The sequence below is a fragment of the Fibrobacter sp. UWOV1 genome, from assembly GCF_900142495.1.
In the GTDB taxonomy this organism is placed as follows: domain Bacteria; phylum Fibrobacterota; class Fibrobacteria; order Fibrobacterales; family Fibrobacteraceae; genus Fibrobacter.
In genome coordinates this window covers 148,226-163,819 of sequence record NZ_FRBA01000003.1, presented here as the reverse complement: position 1 = coordinate 163,819, position 15,594 = coordinate 148,226, and the positions used below count along the sequence as shown (strand labels likewise).

Genomic DNA, 15,594 nt, shown 5'->3' with positions numbered 1-15,594 from the left:
TAAAGACCTGTTCTTCGGAACAGGTCTTTTTCGTCTGCTAAAAAACGATCTTAAATCTCGCAATCTTTAATTGCTGAAAGCGAACCTGCCGAATACGCCTTCCGGATGCATTCGGCAACGGATTCTGCAAGATCAATAACTTCTTGCGGGATAGCAATGGAGTCTCCATCGCTACCGCTGCTATCAACAGTATTCGCCTTGACAATAGAATCAGCTACAGCTTGGGCAATTGAATCGGCGACCGCCTTTTCTTTGGCTCTGCGTTCTTCGGCCGCTTCATAGACTTTCGCCGGAACACGATTCAATGCGACACCATTCTTGCTCACGACTCTGACAAGGCCGTCGTGGACGCCGTAATAGAACGCCGAAATATTGCACAAGTTATACGAACTGTCAGTCGCATTGAAAACTACAATATCGTAATACGTGGAATCCCCCACTTTGAGGGAATCCTTGAAACTCAGCTTATAGCCATTCTCTGTCGCCGGGAAAACAGGGTCGTTGAAGACGAGTCTTTCGCTCTGCGCCGGATTACAAGTAACGACGATGGAACCATCACCCAGGCCCGGATACACCTGCAGTCGCACATCAATAGCAGACGCAAGAGCCTTGGCGACATAGTTCATCTCAGGATTGACTTCGGTACCGAAATCAACATACTGACTGATCTTGTCGACAAAGTTGACAGTATCCGCCAAATAGATGACAGAATCTTCGCTAAAGCCGTTCTTGGAATCCAGCAACATCTGCACATCCTTGGAAAGTTCCGAAGAACTATCATCATCACCACAGGCCCAAAGGAGCGACAAAAAAGCAAGGAAAAGCACCTTTTTCATTAGTCGTCCTCCTCGTTGATTGCGATGTAGCTACCGTCTTCCATCTCAATTTTCAGAATGCCCGTCTTCGTCTGGTAATACAACTTGGCACTTGATTCAACAGTCTTTGTCTGATAATCACTCTTATACGGCTGTTCGTATTTGCGCCCCTTGGCAACAGCGACATCGGCATACGCGACTCCATTTATTTCCATCTTTTCGATATACGACGAATCACGTACATAGGCCAGAGAATCCTTGCCATCAGCATTGATCAAAGCCAACTCTTTTTCTAGTCTCTCGGGATTCCTGAGCGAAAAGATATACTGTCCGAACTTCACCGTTATAGATTGATTCAATTTATCATCTTCATTGTAGTAGAAAGTCGTCGTTTCTGCAGAAAGAGAAATGGAATAGATGGGATACGCCGATTCCAAAGTTGTATTCAAATGCTTTTGGCACGCATCGTCAATAAAGTTGTCCCTATCGGTAACCGCGAACGAAAACAGATAACCGTCCGAATGCTTAAACGGGATGGTCTTTCCTTCTTTATAGCCACCAAAATCTGCCTGATATCCCTTGATTTTTGAAGTGTCGCTACACTTTTGAAAATTAGGTTCCGTAGTTGATTTTTCGGAGCATGCACATAAAAGTCCAAGCGTAGAACAAATCAAAAGCAATGATTTAGTACAAAATTTCATCATATCACAATTATATATTATTTTCGACAATGTATGTACAAAAAATGCCCCCGGATTTTCTCCGGAGGCATTTTCTAAACGCTCATCGAAAGCGGAACTAGTCTCCCGTACGGTAGTTCGGGGCTTCCTTCGTAATCGTCACATCGTGCGGATGAGATTCGCGGAGGCCTGCGCCCGTAATACGGACGAACGTTGCCTTCTTGTAGAGTTCTTCGAGGTTTGCTGCACCGGCATAACCCATAGCAGAATGGATACCGCCAATCAGCTGGTAAACGGTGTCACGGAGCGGTCCCTTGTACGGAACGCGGCCTTCGATGCCTTCGGGAACAAACTTGCGCGGCTCCTGAACGCCACCCTGGAAATAACGGTCGGCAGAACCGGCCTTCATCGCACCGAGGGAACCCATGCCGCGGTAGCTCTTGTAGCTACGGCCATCGGCGAGAATCACTTCGCCCGGAGCTTCTTCGGTACCGGCAAAGAGCGAACCCACCATCACAGCGTGACCGCCAGCAGCGAGAGCCTTCACGATGTCGCCAGAGAACTTGAGGCCACCGTCAGCGATAATCTTCACGCCGACCTTGCGGGCCATCTTGCCGCATTCCACGACAGCGGAGAACTGCGGGTAACCGACACCAGCCACGATACGGGTCGTGCAGATAGAACCCGGACCGATACCCACCTTGACGATGTTCGCACCGCACTTGGCGAGTTCTTCGACAGCTTCCGGCGTGCAAACGTTACCGGCGCAAATCGTGAGCTTTGGATATTTCTTACGAACGGTCTTCACCATGTTACGCACACCGATGTGGTGGCCGTGAGCCGTATCGATAATGAGCAGGTCAACACCGGCATCCACGAGAGCAGCGACGCGTTCAAGAGTATTTGCAGAAGTGCTGACAGCGGCACCGACGAGCAACTGGCCGTTCTTGTCAAGGCTAGCGTTCGGGTTGTTTTCGCGCTTCAAGATGTCAGTCATCGTAATGAGGCCCTTCAAGGCACCGGAAGCATCCACCAGCGGGAGCTTTTCAATGCGCTTTTCGGCGAGAATTTCCTTCGCCTTGGCGAGGCTCACCTTCGGGCTTGCCGTTACCGGATTCTTCGTCATCACGGTGCGAATCTTTGCGTTCATGTCGCTCACGGTGCGCAGGTCGCGGCTCGTGAGCATACCAACGAGCTTACCCTTCGAAAGAATCGGGAAACCGCTCACCTTGTTGCGGGCGCGGAGTTCAAAAGCGGCGGACACCGGTTCGTCGGCATCGAGCGTCACCGGATTGGTGACGATACCGGATTGCCAACGCTTGACCTTGCGGACTTCTTCGGCCTGGTCTTCGATAGACATGTTCTTGTGGATAATGCCGAGACCACCCTGCAAAGCAAGGGAAATAGCGAGCGGAGCCGTCGTCACGGTATCCATAGCGGCACTGATTATAGGAATGTTCAGCTTGATATTGGGGGCGAGCTGGGTGCTCACATCCGTCTGAGCCGGAAGAACAGAAGATTCAGCGGGAACAAGGAGGACGTCGTCAAACGTCAAAGCTTCTGGCAAAAGTTTCATATAGTACCTCTTTTGCGCATAGAATATAGTAATTTTCAAGCGCAAATCCTAGCTCAAAAGCGCTATAAATATGTAAAAAAGAGCGTTTTAGCGATGAGCAGCGTCAAAGTCCCCCTATTTGCCGTTATAGCGTTCCATGCACTTTTCGATGCCGAGCTTGAAGTAGCATTCCACAAGCGCGGGCACTTTTGCAATGGCCTCTTCGAATATGGGGCGGTCTTCGGGCGAGAACTTCGCAAGCACCCAGTTGCTGAGGTCAAATTTCGGAGGACACTTGCCCACGCCGAAGCGGATACGCGGGAACTTGTCGCCCACGTGCTCAATAATGTTGCGGAGCCCGTTCTGGCCACCGTGACTGCCGTCCTTGCGGCAACGGATACGGCCTACATCCAAATTAATGTCGTCGCTGAATACGAGCAGGTGGTCCGTTTTCACCTTGTACCATGTCATCAAGGCCTGCACGGCTTCGCCCGAGAGGTTCATGTACGTCTGCGGCTTAGCGAGCAGGCATTCCTCGCCCGCGATATTCACCTTCATAGTGAGCGCCTTGTGCTCGCTTTTCCAGTCCTTGTTCGGGTCGGCCAGCTTTTCGACAGCCATAAAGCCCGCATTGTGGTGAGTGTTAGAGTACTGAGTACCAGGATTTCCGAGACCGACTATAATGTACATGCCCCAAATATAAAAAAAAGACGCGGTTTTACCCGCGCCTTTTTTTGCTTCACAACATAAGACTCTAATTAAATCGTCTCGAAACTCTTTACGTCGGCGCTGTAATCCACGCCTTCGATGTCAAAGCCGTTCGTCGCCAAGAAGTCGTGGCGGTAGCCTTCGAGGTCACCCACCTGCGCCAAGTTTTCTTGCGTGATGGTCGCCATGCGTTTGTTCACTTCTTCTTGCACCTTCGGGTCGAGTTCCCAATCGTCAATGCGAATCAGGTGATTTTCGTCCGTCGGAACGGCGCAGCCCGTATACAGACGTTCGTTCATCAGGCGTTCCATCTGCTCGATGCAACCTTCGTGGCACCCCTGTTCCTTCATCACCTTGAAAAGCACCGAAAGGTACAGCGGGATAATCGGAATCACGGCGCTCGAACGCGTCACCAGCCCCTTGTTCACAGACACATAAGCTCCGCCCTTCAAGTCGCGTTCAAGTTCTGCGTTCAATTCGCGCGCGGTTGCTTCCAAGTGCTTCTTGGCACCGCCAATGGTACCGTCGCGGTAAATCGCATGAGAAAGTTTCGGACCGATGTAGGAATATGCCACCGTCTTCACACCTTCGGCAAGCACGCCGGCATCCTTGAGCTGACGCACCCAAAGCGCCCAATCTTCGCCGCCCATCACCTTCACGGTGTTCGCCATTTCTTCTTCGTTGGCGGGTTCTGCGCTAATCGTGCTAATTTTGCCCGTCATGCAGTCAATCGTTGCACCCGAGAAAGTTTCGCCAATCGGCTTCAAAACGCTGCGGTAAAGGGTTCCGTTATCCGGATCCACACGCACGCTCGATGCCACGCTGTACACCAACAAGTCTACCTTGCGGCCCATCTTGTTGAGCGTATTGATCACGTTCCTTCGCATTTCATGGGAGAATGCATCGCCATTAAAAGTCACCGATTCAAGCCCCGCTTCATGAGCGAACTTGTCAAAGGCCATGTTGTTGTACCAGCCGGGAGTTCCCGTTTTCTGTCGTTCGTCGGAACCTTCTTTTTCAAAAGACACGCCAATCGTTGCAGCACCGAATTCAAAGGCTGCAGAAATGCGACTAGCAAGTCCATAACCGGTCGAGCATCCCAATACCAGAACCGTCTTCGGAGCTTCTTTCGGAGTTCCGCGTTCAGCGCGCTTCTTTTGTACGTATTCAATCTGGCGCTTCACATCCATGGCGCAGCCTTGGGGGTGGGCATTCACGCACATATTGCTGCGGATCATCGGCTCAATCACCATAAACATTTCCTTTTGTTTACATTTTTCGCGGCCAAATCTAGAAAAGAATGGATTTTTTTGTACCCTTTTGGAGCCCTTCCCTTGTTTTTCGCAAGGAAAAGATATTTTTGTAAGCTTTTTGACAGATTCAACAATCGAAAAGGCCGCTATAGAAAAATTTTATTATTTTACAGGCCTATGAAATTCCTGATTCAACGCGTTTTGAACGCCCAAGTCGATATCGACGGCGAGACCGTCGGAAAAATCGGCAAGGGCTACATGATCCTTATCGGAGTGGGCGAAGGTGACTCCAAAGAGGTCGCCGACCGCTACATCCGCAAAATGCTTGCGCTGCGTATCTTCGCCGACGAAAACGGAAAGACCAATCTTTCAATCAAAGATGTCGGCGGCGAACTCCTGCTGGTTTCACAATTTACTTTATACGCAAATTGCAACAAAGGAAACCGCCCCACGTTCAACGGAGCCGGAAACCCCACCCTAGCAAGCGAGCTATATGATTATATTATAGCGGAATGCAAAAAGGAGATTCCAAACGTGCAAACAGGGCGCTTCGGCGCCGATATGCAAGTGAGTTTAACCAACGACGGACCGTTTACGATTATGTTGGAATAAGCTATATTTATGCATATGAGTGAATTTTTGCATAAATATAGCGTCGGCCCAGTGGTGCCCCAAACCTTTACGAAGGATTACGGGGACGAGGGTTTTAAGCTCGAAAGTGGCAAGACCCTTCCGGCGCTGACCATCCGTTACGAAACGTACGGAACGCTAAACGCCGACAAGAGCAATGTTGTCTGGGTGTGTTCTCCACTTACAGCTGACGCACACGTTGCCGGCTACTATACCGAAAACGACAAGAAGCCCGGTTGGTGGGATGCCCTGATTGGCCCCGGAAAACCGGTCGATACAGACAAGTTCTTTGTCGTGTGCAGCAACATTTTAGGTGGTTGTAAAGGCACCACAGGCCCGGCAAGCATCAACCCGCGCACCGGCAAGCCTTACGGCAGCACCTTCCCCATGATTACCATCGGCGACATGGTGAACGCCCAGCGAGAACTCGCCAAGGGACTCGGCATCGATCAGCTCTGCTGCGTGATCGGCGGTTCCATGGGTGGTTTCCAGGCCATGAAATGGGCCATTTACTACCCGGACCTTGTTCGCCGTTGCATCGTGATTGCAAGCTCTCCGCGATTCAGCAGCCAGGCGCTCGGTTTTGAAATCGTCGCCCGCGACGTGATTACCCAAGACCCGAATTTTAACGGCGGCGACTACTACGAATCGACTCACCCCGATGTCGGCCTTTCGAACGCCCGCAAGCTCGCCCACATTACCTACCTCAGCGCCGTGGGCATGGAACAAAAATTCAAACGCGCCCAAGACCAAGAAAGCCGTAACCACGCCGTCACCTACAGCACACCTTTCGATTTGAACCTTCCGCTCGAAAGCTACCTGCGTTATCAGGGTGCGAAGTTCGTGGATCGTTTTGATGCCAATAGTTACTTGCACATCGCTCACGCCACCGACAGTTTTGATCTCGAAACGGAATACGGCTCATTAGAGTCCGCATTCAAAGGCGTGAAGGCGGAATTCCTGAACGTGAACCTGAGTACAGACTGGCTTTTCCCGCCGCACGAATCGCGCCGTATTACAAGCGCTCTCTTGAATGCAGGTAAAACGGTTACAAGCCTTGAGCTCGACACTCAATTCGGCCACGACGGTTTCCTTATCGAAGTCGGCGACCTCGGCAAGGCTGTTGGCCGTTTCCTCGACAGTAAGATTATTCCGACCAAAACCGAAACGCAGGTCATGCCTGTTTTCCACGACACCGAAGATTTCGACTACATCGGAAGCCTGATCAAGGAAAACAGCAAGGTGCTCGACCTCGGCTGCGGTAACGGCGAACTTCTCGATTTCTTGAACAAGAAAAAGCATGTTGAAGTTCTCGGTATCGAGCGCAACTTCAAGAGCATCATGGATTGCCTCGAAAACGATGTGCCCGTGATCCAGCGCGACCTTGACGAAAGCGGCATTCGCGATTTCAAGGACGGCAGCTTCGATTACGCCATCATCAACCGCACCATTCAAGAAATCCGCGACCCGGTGGCTCTCTTGAACGAACTTCTGCGTGTAGCCAAGCGCGCCATCGTGACCTTCCCGAATTTCGGTCACTGGACAACCCGCGGAAGTCTGATGCTGCACGGACGCATGCCGAAATCCAAGGAATTACCGTACGAATGGTATGACACGCCGAATATCCGCCTCTTGACGGTGAAGGATTTCCACACCCTTTGCGACAAGGAAGGTTTGAAGATTGAGACCATCAGCTACCAGAACGAACACAAGCTCAGTAAGTTCCTGACCGCGATCGGTTTCGCAAACTTCGGCGCAGAACATGTAATTGCAATGGTGACCAAGAAATAGTTGCAACGTCATTGCGAGGAACGCAGTGACGAAGCAATCTATTAATGAATGCAAAAGGATCGAATATGGCTATTTTATCGATGACGGGGTTTGGAAAAAGCGAGTCCATGTACCAGGGCGCAAGCTGCGTGATTGAAGTCCGCAGCGTAAACAACCGCTTCTTGGACATCTCCTGCAAGTTGCCCAAGAACCTTGCCTACCTCGAAAACAGCTTCAAGAACCAAATCAAGGACAAACTGGTTCGCGGTTCGGTTATCTTTAGCGTGACGCTCGGTGCAGGCACCGGCGGAAACATTCCGGTTTCCTATAACGAAGCTGCCATCGCCAAGTTCGTCGACATCACGCGCACCATGCAAAAGAAGTTCGGCATTACGGGCGAAATCAAGCTGGAACATGTGCTGGCACTCCCCGAAGTGCTGCAGTTTACCGATGCCGACGCCGATTCCGACGCTCTCGAAAAGCACTTGGCCGCAGAACTCGACAAGGCTCTTGACCAGGTAAACGAAATGCGTGCCAAGGAAGGTGCCAATCTCGCTCGCGATCTCGAAGGCCGAGTGAATCACCTGAACAATGTTCTCGACAAGATCGAAGTGCTTGATCCGCAGCGCATCGAAGTCTGGAAAGACAAGTTCAAGGAACGCATCAACGTGCTCTTGAAGGATTCCGAAATCGACGACGTCCGCCTGCTGCAGGAAGCCTGCATCATGGCCGACAAACTCGACATTCACGAAGAAATCACGCGTTTCCGCAGCCACAATAAGTTGTTCCTGAACGCTCTCAAGGAAGGCGGTGCCCAGGGCAAGAACCTCGGATTTATTCTGCAAGAAATGGGCCGCGAAGCCAACACCCTCGGCACCAAGTGCCAGAGTGCCGACATCGCCGCCCTTGCCATCGAGCTCAAGAACGAAGTCGAATGCATCCGCGAGCAATCGCTTAACATTGCTTAATCGCGATTCATTTCAAACCATTAAAAAAGGCGCCATTCGGAGCGCCTTTCTCTTTTTTATTCTTAAATCAAACTAGTCCTTAATGCAACGCAAACTGGCGCCGTATTCCGGATTGAACTTTTCGAACTTGGCAATGTCCTTGTCGTAGAAAAATACGAGTACTTCGCCTTCAGCCGTCCAGAAGAAAGCCTTCTGGCCAGCGGCTTCGAACTTGCGTTCCTTCAGCGGGACATCACTCTTGGCAAAGTGTGCGCCACCGGCCTTGGCTCCGAATCCAAGTTCATCCTTGCCATTGCCGTAATTGTTCGTGCCCTTGATCGGATCCCAGCCGTAACCAGCCTTCAGCACGGTTCCAACCTGTTTTTCCTTGCCCGCAAAAGCAAGCAACTCATTCCATTCGGCCTTAGTCGGCATATGGAAGCCTTCAAGGCAGGCCTTCTTTGCATTTTCAAAATTGTACAGACGGCCCCAGTGATTGCATTGGGCGCAAAGGGAACCCGAAGCTGTCGCATAATTCATATTTTCTGCGGTCCAAAGCTGCGAACCAATGCGAATCCATTCGTAAGAGTAACCATCGCGCGGGTCCTTATAAGAACCGCTTGTTGCCGGTTCGCCATTTTCGTCGAAGTATTCACCGAAAGCAATCTGCTTGTTCTGCTTGTATTCAGCCTTAGACGCCACCTTGCCATTCTTGTGGTAGCGAATCACCGTGCCTTCGATATAGCCGTCGACATAATTGTATTCCGCTTCAGGAATACCGTCTTCATAATATTCCTTCACCACCCCTTCGCGACGATCATTCACGTAATTGGCTTCACGCTTCACGTTACCGTTTTCGTAGTATTCCTTTTCGGGGCCTTCTTTCTTATCTTTGACATAGGTCGTCTCGATACGGATTTTCCCGCTAGGGTAATTTTCAACGCGAACATCTTCGCACGCGCTAAAAATCATGGCAGAAGCGAATACGCCCGCAAGAACCACCGGACGTACCATGTAATTTAATTTGTTCATATTCCATTCCTTTATTTGTAACCTATCCATACCCCAAGACCGCATTTAAATTCGGATTTTTCCTGCGGTTGCAAGGAGTCCCAGCATATAAAGCATGCCATCGTAATAGCGCCAAAAGCGGTAAGGCACCGAAAGTGCCGCCAAATCTTTCACGAACGGCTTGATGCGCGGGTCATCTGTCGGCAGCACCTGAGTGGCCGCAGCATTCATCGCAATCACGCCCGGCGTCGCATTACGGCCCGGACGCGGGAAATCGCCGCCATCAATGGCGTAGTCCGCCAAGTAAGGGCGCTTGCCATTAAAGAAGTTGAGAATTTTTTCGCAAATTTGCTTTTCGCATTCGTGCCCACGGAACAGCGCATAGTCAAGGCTCAAATTCATTGCCACACGCCAAGCATCACCACTAAAGCAATCGCTTTCGGGGTACCATGGAGTCGCACGCGGAGTACCATCATATTCGGAATATTCACTGCAAAGGCCCGTCACCGGGTGAGCGGCCTTTTGAATGTACTCCAAGCTGTTGTTTGCAATGGTGAGCCAAGTCTCGTCGCCTGTGGCCTCGGCAAAGGCGCGGTAGAACGCAATGGTATTGTAGCTCGGGTCGGTAAAGTCGTTACCCAGCACCGGCGAGAACTTCACCAGGTTGCGTTCCGGATCGATAATCGGGCCCACAATTCCGTTATTCGGCTTGTTGCGCATCCAGTTAATCAAACCCACTGCTTCGTCCTTGAGGTCAGGACGGTTAAACCTTTCGGCTGCAATCAAAAGCGCCATGGCAAAGTATTCTTCACCATCGGGGGCCGCCCCCGGATCCATCTTGCTAAAATCTGTTGTAGAAACCTGCCAGGCAAAGTAGCCCACATGCGGGCCGTCATCGTTTCTCAGGTAACGCTTGGTAAAATTCCAAAGTTTGTCAAACTGACGTTCATGGCCCGTGAGCGCTGTAATGTACATGCCATAGCTCATGCCTTCGGAGCGGATATCGTCATGACCGATATCGATGATATAGCTCATGTCGTCGGAGGCATCAAAGCAGACTCGTTCATCAATCGGGTCCCCTTCGAATAACTTGCTATAGGCATTTTGTATAAGCTGGTTTGCAAAGTTCGGTCCGTAACCAGCTTCAACAAACATATCTCGCGGTGTCAGTCGTTCCATCATAATCCTTTAAGTTTTTTTACCACAAACCACCTATTCCATAAGATAAATAATTTGTATTTTAGCTGTATAAGAATTACAGAGATATGGAGTCATTTATGACAGATATGCTGATTTTGGGCTACGGCCCCGCAGGTATTTCAGCAGCCCTCTATGGTTTAAGGGCCGGCCTTTCGGTCCAATTGATCGGTAAAGACGGCGGTGCGCTCGCCAAGGCCCACATGATCCAGAATTACTATGGTCTTGAACAACCATTGACAGGCGAACAGCTCCTGGAAGTAGGCCACAAGCAGGCCTTGGCCCTTGGTGCCAAAATCATCGATGACGAAATCACCGACCTCATGTTTGACGGCCAAGGATTTTCAGCAAAAGGTCTTGTCGGCGAATACCACGGAAAAGTTTGTATTATGGCTACAGGTGCCGCCCGCAACAAGCACCCCGTAGCGGGCATGACAGAACTCGAAGGCCACGGCGTGAGCTACTGCGCCGTATGCGACGCATTCTTCTACCGCCAGAAAAAGGTGGCCGTCCTTGGTACAGGCGAATACGCCCTCCACGAAGTCCAGGAACTTGCGCAAGTCGTCGCAAGCATCACGCTTCTTACCAATGGCGCTCCCTTGACAGCATCATTCCCGCCCAACGTACGCATTGAATCTCGCCACCTGCAATCTTTGGTGGGCGAAGGCCAGTTCAAGGGCGTCCGCTACGAAGACGGCATTGAAGAAGAATTCGACGGACTCTTTGTAGCCCTCGGAAGCGCAAACGCTACCGACCTTGCCAAGAAGGCCGGCGCAGGCTTTGACGGCCCAACATTGGTTCTCGACAAGGATTTCCAGACGACTCTCCCTGGACTCTTCGCTGCAGGCGACTGCACCGGAGGAACTCTGCAAGTAGCCGTTGCCGTAGGCGAAGGCGCCAAGGCAGGGCTCGCCGCTATCAAGTATTTAAGGGAGCATAGGGCCTAGATCGAATTTAGATTCGTTCAGTTCTAAATTCGATCATGCGTCGTATCACTCTACTTACTAACCCCGACAAATGTAATTTGCGGTGTGCGCTGTGCTTTTTAAGGCAACGCGGCATAGTCTCTTATTCCGGCGAAATGCCTTTTGAAACCGCCAAGGCCGCTATCGAAAAGTACGCCGCCGAACGCGACGAAGCCGGCAACCTGTTGCTAAAAGAAGTCATCCCCTCCACCATGGGGGAACCTCTACTTTATTCAAAATTCGAGAATCTGCTACACCTTTGCGAAATGACAGGCGTCAAGATGAATCTCACTACTAACGGGACATTCCCGGGCAAGTGGGGCACTCCGTCGGTCATGTTCGAACTGGTTCAGGCCTGCAGCGACATCAAAATCAGCACGCTTGCCTACGAAATGGGCGGATTCCTCCGCAATCTTTGGCGTGAAAATGTAGAGAAGCTTATTGAATGCCGCAAGCGCAGACTCGATTCCAGCGCCACGATTTCTCTGCAAGTGACTTTGCACCGCGAAAATCTCAACGATTACAAGGACCTTATCGCCTGGGCCGAAACGGCCGGCGTCCAGCGAATCAAATGGAATCCGGCTGTATTCATTCCAGATACATCGGCAATTCTCGAAAGGCGATTCAAACTCAACACGCAAGAACTTGAATCACTCCGCCACGAACTTCTCGAAGGCACACTCCATTCGGACAAAATCAAGTACGAAGGTTCCCTGTTCCTGGAAGATCCGACCGAAGACTGCCCCATGAGCGGTTCATGCACCAAATGTCCTTTTACAGACGAGACATGGATCTGGCCCGATGGTCACGAAGACCATTGCCCGAATCCCAAAAGACGTTGGAGTAAATTCTAGCGGCCGCCGACCAAAATCTGGTCGACCTTAATGGAAGGCTGTCCCACAGTCACAGGCACATGTCCAGAACTAGCACCACAGACACCTGCGGCTACTTCCCAGTCTGTACCCACCATGCTAATGCGTGGCATGATTTCGTGCCCCTTGCCAATCAAGGTTGCACCGCGCACCGGTTCGCAAATCTTGCCGCCGCGAATCACATAGCCTTCGTCAACGGCAAAATTGAATTCGCCTGTTGCCGGATTCACCGAACCGCCCGCCATGCGTGCAGCATAAAGACCGTTGTCAACGCTTGCAATCATCGAATCGAGCGTATCTTTGCCAGGAGCAATAAAGGTATTGCGCATGCGGCTCACGGGCGCGTACTTGTAGCTTTCACGACGGGCCGAACCCGTGCGGGCAATTCCGACTTCCTGGGCTCCCACGCGGTCGCTCATGTAAGTCTTCAAAATACCGTTTTCAATCAAAGTCGTACGCTGGGTCGGAGTACCTTCGTCATCGAACTTCAGGCTCCCCCACACGCCTTCCATGGTGCCGTCATCAATAGCGGTCAAGCAGGGTTGGCCAATCGCTTCGCCAAGTTTACCGCAGAACGGGCTTGCGCCGCGACGGACCGATTCCGTTTCGAGCGGATGTCCGCAGGCTTCGTGGAAAATCACGCCGCCAAAGCCATTGCCCATCACCACAGGCATCTGGCCGCCCTTAATGTAACCCGCCGAAAGCATGCGCAACAAGCGTTCCGTCGCATCGGTTGCCAAAGCCTCGGGCGAATAATTTGCTAAAAGTTCATAACCACCCAAGGCGCCAGGAGCCTCGTGCGTTGTCAATCTTTCGGTTCCGTCGGACACCGTTACGGTCACATTCACGCGCAGGCGTGCACGATTCATCGACAAATTCAAGCCTTCGCTATTCATGAGCGTAATGTTCGAGCAGGAATCTGTCACCGAGGCGCCCACTTGCACTACTTTATCCGAAATCTTGCGGGCCGTCTGGTCCGCACGGAACAAAAAGTCTTGCTTGACAGCCTGGCCAAGCACCCGCGGATCCTTAAAGGCTGCCACATTGTAGTCGGCCACGCGCTTTTCGGGAGCAAATTCCACCGGAGTATAGCCCATCTTGTCGATACGGCCAAAGGCAAGCGTCTTCACGAGTTTCACAAGCGCGTCTTCGGAATCATCGCTCGTAAAGCCATAAAGCACCTCGGTTCCGTAAATCAAACGAATTCCGATACCGTATTCAGTGCCTGCAGTCGCAGACTCAATCTGGCTCGATTTGAGCCCGAGCATCGAACTGCGGGTTTCTTCTTCGTAAATTTCGACAAAGTCTGCACCGGCACTCTTGCCTGCTTCAAAAATCTTGACCGCAACAGAAGTGTTCAACTTACACCTCGCCGTTCATTTTCTTGCGCACAGGGATTCCTGCAGCAAGCATTTCTTTCTTGATTCCGGGAACAGTGTAATCACCAAAGTGAACCATCGAAGCCACCAGGGCCGCATCGGCAGAAGTCTTGCGGAACAAGTCCACAATGTGGGCCGGAGTTCCGGCACCGCCGCTAGCAATCACCGGCACCTGCACCGCACGTGCCACCTGGTCGGTAATATTCAATTCATAGCCGTTGCGAACGCCATCGGTATCGATTGCATTCAAGCAAATTTCACCGACACCCAAGTCCTCGGCCTTCTTGGCCCATTCCACGGCATCGATGCCCATCGCCTGTCGGCCACCGCGAATATACACTTCGTAGCCACTTTTGAATTTGTCAGAAACGCCAACGAACTTCGCATCCATGCCCAAGACCACGCACTGACGACCAAAGGCCTTAGCGCCTTCGGCAATGATTTCGGGGTGCAACACAGCAAGGCTGTTCACGCTCACCTTTTCGGCACCGGCCAAAAGGGCTTCATGCATATCATCCAAGTTACGGATACCGCCACCCACCGCAAACGGAATAAAAACACGGTGTGCAATCTGGCGAATCATTTCCATATCGCAAGGGCGGTTTTCAGCACTTGCTGTAATATCGTAAAACACTAATTCATCAACACCGTCAGCGCTATACTGCGCCCCCATTTCAACCGGGTCACCGATATCGATATTACCCTTAAACTTGACACCCTTCGTCACCTTACGGTTGCGGACATCAAGACATACAATCAATCGTTTCGTCAGCATGAGAATTACAGATTGCGGTCGATAACGCCTTTAACGGTTGCCTTCGGTACGGCACCAACCACATTGCCCACTTCCACTCCATTCTTGAAGAGTTTCATGTTAGGAATGTTCGTAATTCCAAAGCGGGCACAGATATCACCCACACCATCGTCATCCACATTAATCTTTGCAATAATTGCTCGACCGTCGTATTCATCGGCAAGTTCATCGATGATGGGGCCCATCATCATGCACGGACGGCACCAAGTTGCCCAGAAGTCCACAAAGACCAGCTGGCCCGAGGATATCACCGAATCAAAGTTTTCAGCAGTCAAATGAATTGCTGGCATACAAATCTCCAATTTTTTTTCTAAAAAATAGAAAAATGAGTTAGAACGCGAAGCCGAACGTATAGTTCAAGTCATAGCCCGAGCCCACGGTAGCAACTTTATCGATATCATCTTCGGCCTTACCCGAGGCTGAATAGTGAGAATAAACATAGCCGATGTCAAACGACGTCGTAAAATGACCGGAACGGAACTTATGCCCGAGATAAAAGCCAAAGCCAAAGCCATTCGCATGGGCACTGATATTATCCCTAGAATTACCGTCATAAGTGTATTCCAAGCTCACACGGTCGTAATTGAAATGTCCTGCCAGATACAGACCGCGATGTCCCTCATTAAAGTAAAAACGCAAGCCTTCCGAAATACCGAACAAAAAGACATCAAGATCTTCATCACCATCCGAAAAATCAGCCCAAATCAAATAAGGCCTGGTAATCAAGGAAACGTGGCTAGCCAAGTTCCCTTCGATAGTCAAGAAAACGGACGGAATATCAATCAGTGACAAGATGAACATCGATATCGGGTGAATCGAGACCGCAAACAGCGGCTCGTCATTTTCGGTATGGTTGATATTCATCACCGGCGTATCCTGTTCCTGGGCGCCAGAGGTATAGGCGTAAGGATCATCTGCGACCTGTGCTGTAGCAAAAGCAATCGCGAGCATGGATACCGAAAGAATTTTCTTGATCATATTTTCTCCATCTGACTTAA

16 protein-coding genes are annotated in these 15,594 nt (G+C 50.9%); 5 read left to right on the top strand and 11 right to left on the bottom strand.

Annotated features, from left to right (window positions below; genetic code table 11):
• Positions 1-50: 50 nt before the first annotated feature.
• From BUC02_RS06380 to fabV, 5 genes are all read right to left on the bottom strand, one after another.
• On the bottom strand, positions 51-836 hold the full coding sequence (locus tag BUC02_RS06380; protein ID WP_073320263.1) for a hypothetical protein: 786 nt from the start codon (positions 834-836) through the stop codon (positions 51-53).
• Positions 836-1,519, bottom strand: a complete 684-nt coding sequence (locus BUC02_RS06375; protein WP_139261045.1) for a hypothetical protein — start codon at positions 1,517-1,519, stop codon at positions 836-838. Before BUC02_RS06375 ends, BUC02_RS06380 begins: the two co-directional genes overlap by 1 nt.
• Positions 1,520-1,613: 94 nt before the next feature.
• Complete coding sequence (gene guaB / locus BUC02_RS06370; RefSeq protein ID WP_073057830.1) at positions 1,614-3,071, bottom strand: IMP dehydrogenase; 1,458 nt, start codon at positions 3,069-3,071, stop codon at positions 1,614-1,616.
• Positions 3,072-3,185: 114 nt separating this feature from the next.
• Positions 3,186-3,740 carry an aminoacyl-tRNA hydrolase gene (gene pth / locus BUC02_RS06365; RefSeq protein ID WP_073320257.1) on the bottom strand — a complete coding sequence of 185 codons (555 nt, stop codon included), beginning with the start codon at positions 3,738-3,740 and terminating at the stop codon, positions 3,186-3,188.
• Positions 3,741-3,808: 68 nt separating this feature from the next.
• Positions 3,809-5,011, bottom strand: coding sequence for an enoyl-ACP reductase FabV (gene fabV / locus BUC02_RS06360; protein ID WP_073320652.1), 1,203 nt, complete (start codon positions 5,009-5,011; stop codon positions 3,809-3,811).
• A gap of 177 nt (positions 5,012-5,188) precedes the next feature.
• Here fabV and dtd point away from each other — a divergent pair, with 177 nt between their 5' ends.
• The 3 genes from dtd to BUC02_RS06345 all read left to right on the top strand — a co-directional run bounded on the left by dtd (position 5,189) and on the right by BUC02_RS06345 (position 8,379).
• The gene (dtd, locus tag BUC02_RS06355; protein WP_073320254.1) at positions 5,189-5,623 is read left to right on the top strand and encodes a D-aminoacyl-tRNA deacylase; all 435 of its coding nucleotides are present in this window, start codon (positions 5,189-5,191) and stop codon (positions 5,621-5,623) included.
• 27 nt (positions 5,624-5,650) lie between these two features.
• Positions 5,651-7,432 (top strand): homoserine O-acetyltransferase MetX, encoded by a 1,782-nt coding sequence (locus BUC02_RS06350; protein ID WP_249268910.1) that lies wholly within the window; start codon positions 5,651-5,653, stop codon positions 7,430-7,432.
• A gap of 65 nt (positions 7,433-7,497) precedes the next feature.
• Entirely contained in the window at positions 7,498-8,379 is an 882-nt protein-coding gene (locus BUC02_RS06345) for a YicC/YloC family endoribonuclease (protein ID WP_073320251.1), read from the top strand.
• 72 nt (positions 8,380-8,451) lie between these two features.
• On the opposite strand, the gene BUC02_RS06340 is transcribed toward BUC02_RS06345, so the two are convergent.
• Positions 8,452-9,390, bottom strand: coding sequence for an FISUMP domain-containing protein (locus BUC02_RS06340; protein ID WP_254794126.1), 939 nt, complete (start codon positions 9,388-9,390; stop codon positions 8,452-8,454).
• Positions 9,391-9,435: 45 nt separating this feature from the next.
• Positions 9,436-10,551: a glycosyl hydrolase family 8 gene (locus tag BUC02_RS06335; protein WP_073320248.1), complete on the bottom strand. Its 1,116-nt coding sequence runs from the start codon at positions 10,549-10,551 to the stop codon at positions 9,436-9,438.
• 95 nt (positions 10,552-10,646) lie between these two features.
• Here BUC02_RS06335 and BUC02_RS06330 point away from each other — a divergent pair, with 95 nt between their 5' ends.
• On the top strand, positions 10,647-11,513 hold the full coding sequence (locus tag BUC02_RS06330; RefSeq protein WP_073320246.1) for an NAD(P)/FAD-dependent oxidoreductase: 867 nt from the start codon (positions 10,647-10,649) through the stop codon (positions 11,511-11,513).
• Between the two features lie 134 nt (positions 11,514-11,647).
• Entirely contained in the window at positions 11,648-12,385 is a 738-nt protein-coding gene (locus BUC02_RS06325; RefSeq protein WP_073320243.1) for a hypothetical protein, read from the top strand.
• Here BUC02_RS06325 and BUC02_RS06320 read toward each other — a convergent pair.
• From BUC02_RS06320 to BUC02_RS06305, 4 genes are read right to left on the bottom strand one after another with little or no spacing between them, the layout of a single operon-like run.
• Positions 12,382-13,764: a TldD/PmbA family protein gene (locus BUC02_RS06320; protein ID WP_073320240.1), complete on the bottom strand. Its 1,383-nt coding sequence runs from the start codon at positions 13,762-13,764 to the stop codon at positions 12,382-12,384. The two genes, BUC02_RS06325 and BUC02_RS06320, sit on opposite strands and share 4 nt — an antisense overlap.
• 1 nt (position 13,765) lies before the next feature.
• A complete protein-coding gene (gene hisF / locus BUC02_RS06315; RefSeq protein WP_073320237.1) occupies positions 13,766-14,557 on the bottom strand; it encodes an imidazole glycerol phosphate synthase subunit HisF in 792 nt (263 codons plus the stop codon).
• A 5-nt stretch (positions 14,558-14,562) separates the two neighbouring features.
• Complete coding sequence (gene trxA, locus BUC02_RS06310) at positions 14,563-14,886, bottom strand: thioredoxin (protein WP_073320234.1); 324 nt, start codon at positions 14,884-14,886, stop codon at positions 14,563-14,565.
• A 40-nt stretch (positions 14,887-14,926) separates the two neighbouring features.
• Positions 14,927-15,574, bottom strand: a complete 648-nt coding sequence (locus BUC02_RS06305; protein ID WP_073320231.1) for a DUF3575 domain-containing protein — start codon at positions 15,572-15,574, stop codon at positions 14,927-14,929.
• Between the last annotated feature and the right edge of the window lie 20 nt (positions 15,575-15,594).

Bases quoted from the DNA above. Each gene is read 5' to 3' on its own strand.
- BUC02_RS06305 (WP_073320231.1), bottom strand. From the start codon at position 15,574: ATGATCAAGAAAATTCTTTCGGTATCCATGCTCGCGATTGCTTTTGCT.
- dtd (WP_073320254.1), top strand. From the start codon at position 5,189: ATGAAATTCCTGATTCAACGCGTTTTGAACGCCCAAGTCGATATCGAC.
- hisF (WP_073320237.1), bottom strand. From the start codon at position 14,557: ATGCTGACGAAACGATTGATTGTATGTCTTGATGTCCGCAACCGTAAG.
- guaB (WP_073057830.1), bottom strand. From the start codon at position 3,071: ATGAAACTTTTGCCAGAAGCTTTGACGTTTGACGACGTCCTCCTTGTT.
- fabV (WP_073320652.1), bottom strand. From the start codon at position 5,011: ATGGTGATTGAGCCGATGATCCGCAGCAATATGTGCGTGAATGCCCAC.
- BUC02_RS06330 (WP_073320246.1), top strand. From the start codon at position 10,647: ATGACAGATATGCTGATTTTGGGCTACGGCCCCGCAGGTATTTCAGCA.
- BUC02_RS06335 (WP_073320248.1), bottom strand. From the start codon at position 10,551: ATGATGGAACGACTGACACCGCGAGATATGTTTGTTGAAGCTGGTTAC.
- BUC02_RS06325 (WP_073320243.1), top strand. From the start codon at position 11,648: ATGCCTTTTGAAACCGCCAAGGCCGCTATCGAAAAGTACGCCGCCGAA.
- BUC02_RS06345 (WP_073320251.1), top strand. From the start codon at position 7,498: ATGGCTATTTTATCGATGACGGGGTTTGGAAAAAGCGAGTCCATGTAC.
- BUC02_RS06340 (WP_254794126.1), bottom strand. From the start codon at position 9,390: ATGAACAAATTAAATTACATGGTACGTCCGGTGGTTCTTGCGGGCGTA.
- trxA (WP_073320234.1), bottom strand. From the start codon at position 14,886: ATGCCAGCAATTCATTTGACTGCTGAAAACTTTGATTCGGTGATATCC.
- pth (WP_073320257.1), bottom strand. From the start codon at position 3,740: ATGTACATTATAGTCGGTCTCGGAAATCCTGGTACTCAGTACTCTAAC.
- BUC02_RS06375 (WP_139261045.1), bottom strand. From the start codon at position 1,519: ATGATGAAATTTTGTACTAAATCATTGCTTTTGATTTGTTCTACGCTT.
- BUC02_RS06380 (WP_073320263.1), bottom strand. From the start codon at position 836: ATGAAAAAGGTGCTTTTCCTTGCTTTTTTGTCGCTCCTTTGGGCCTGT.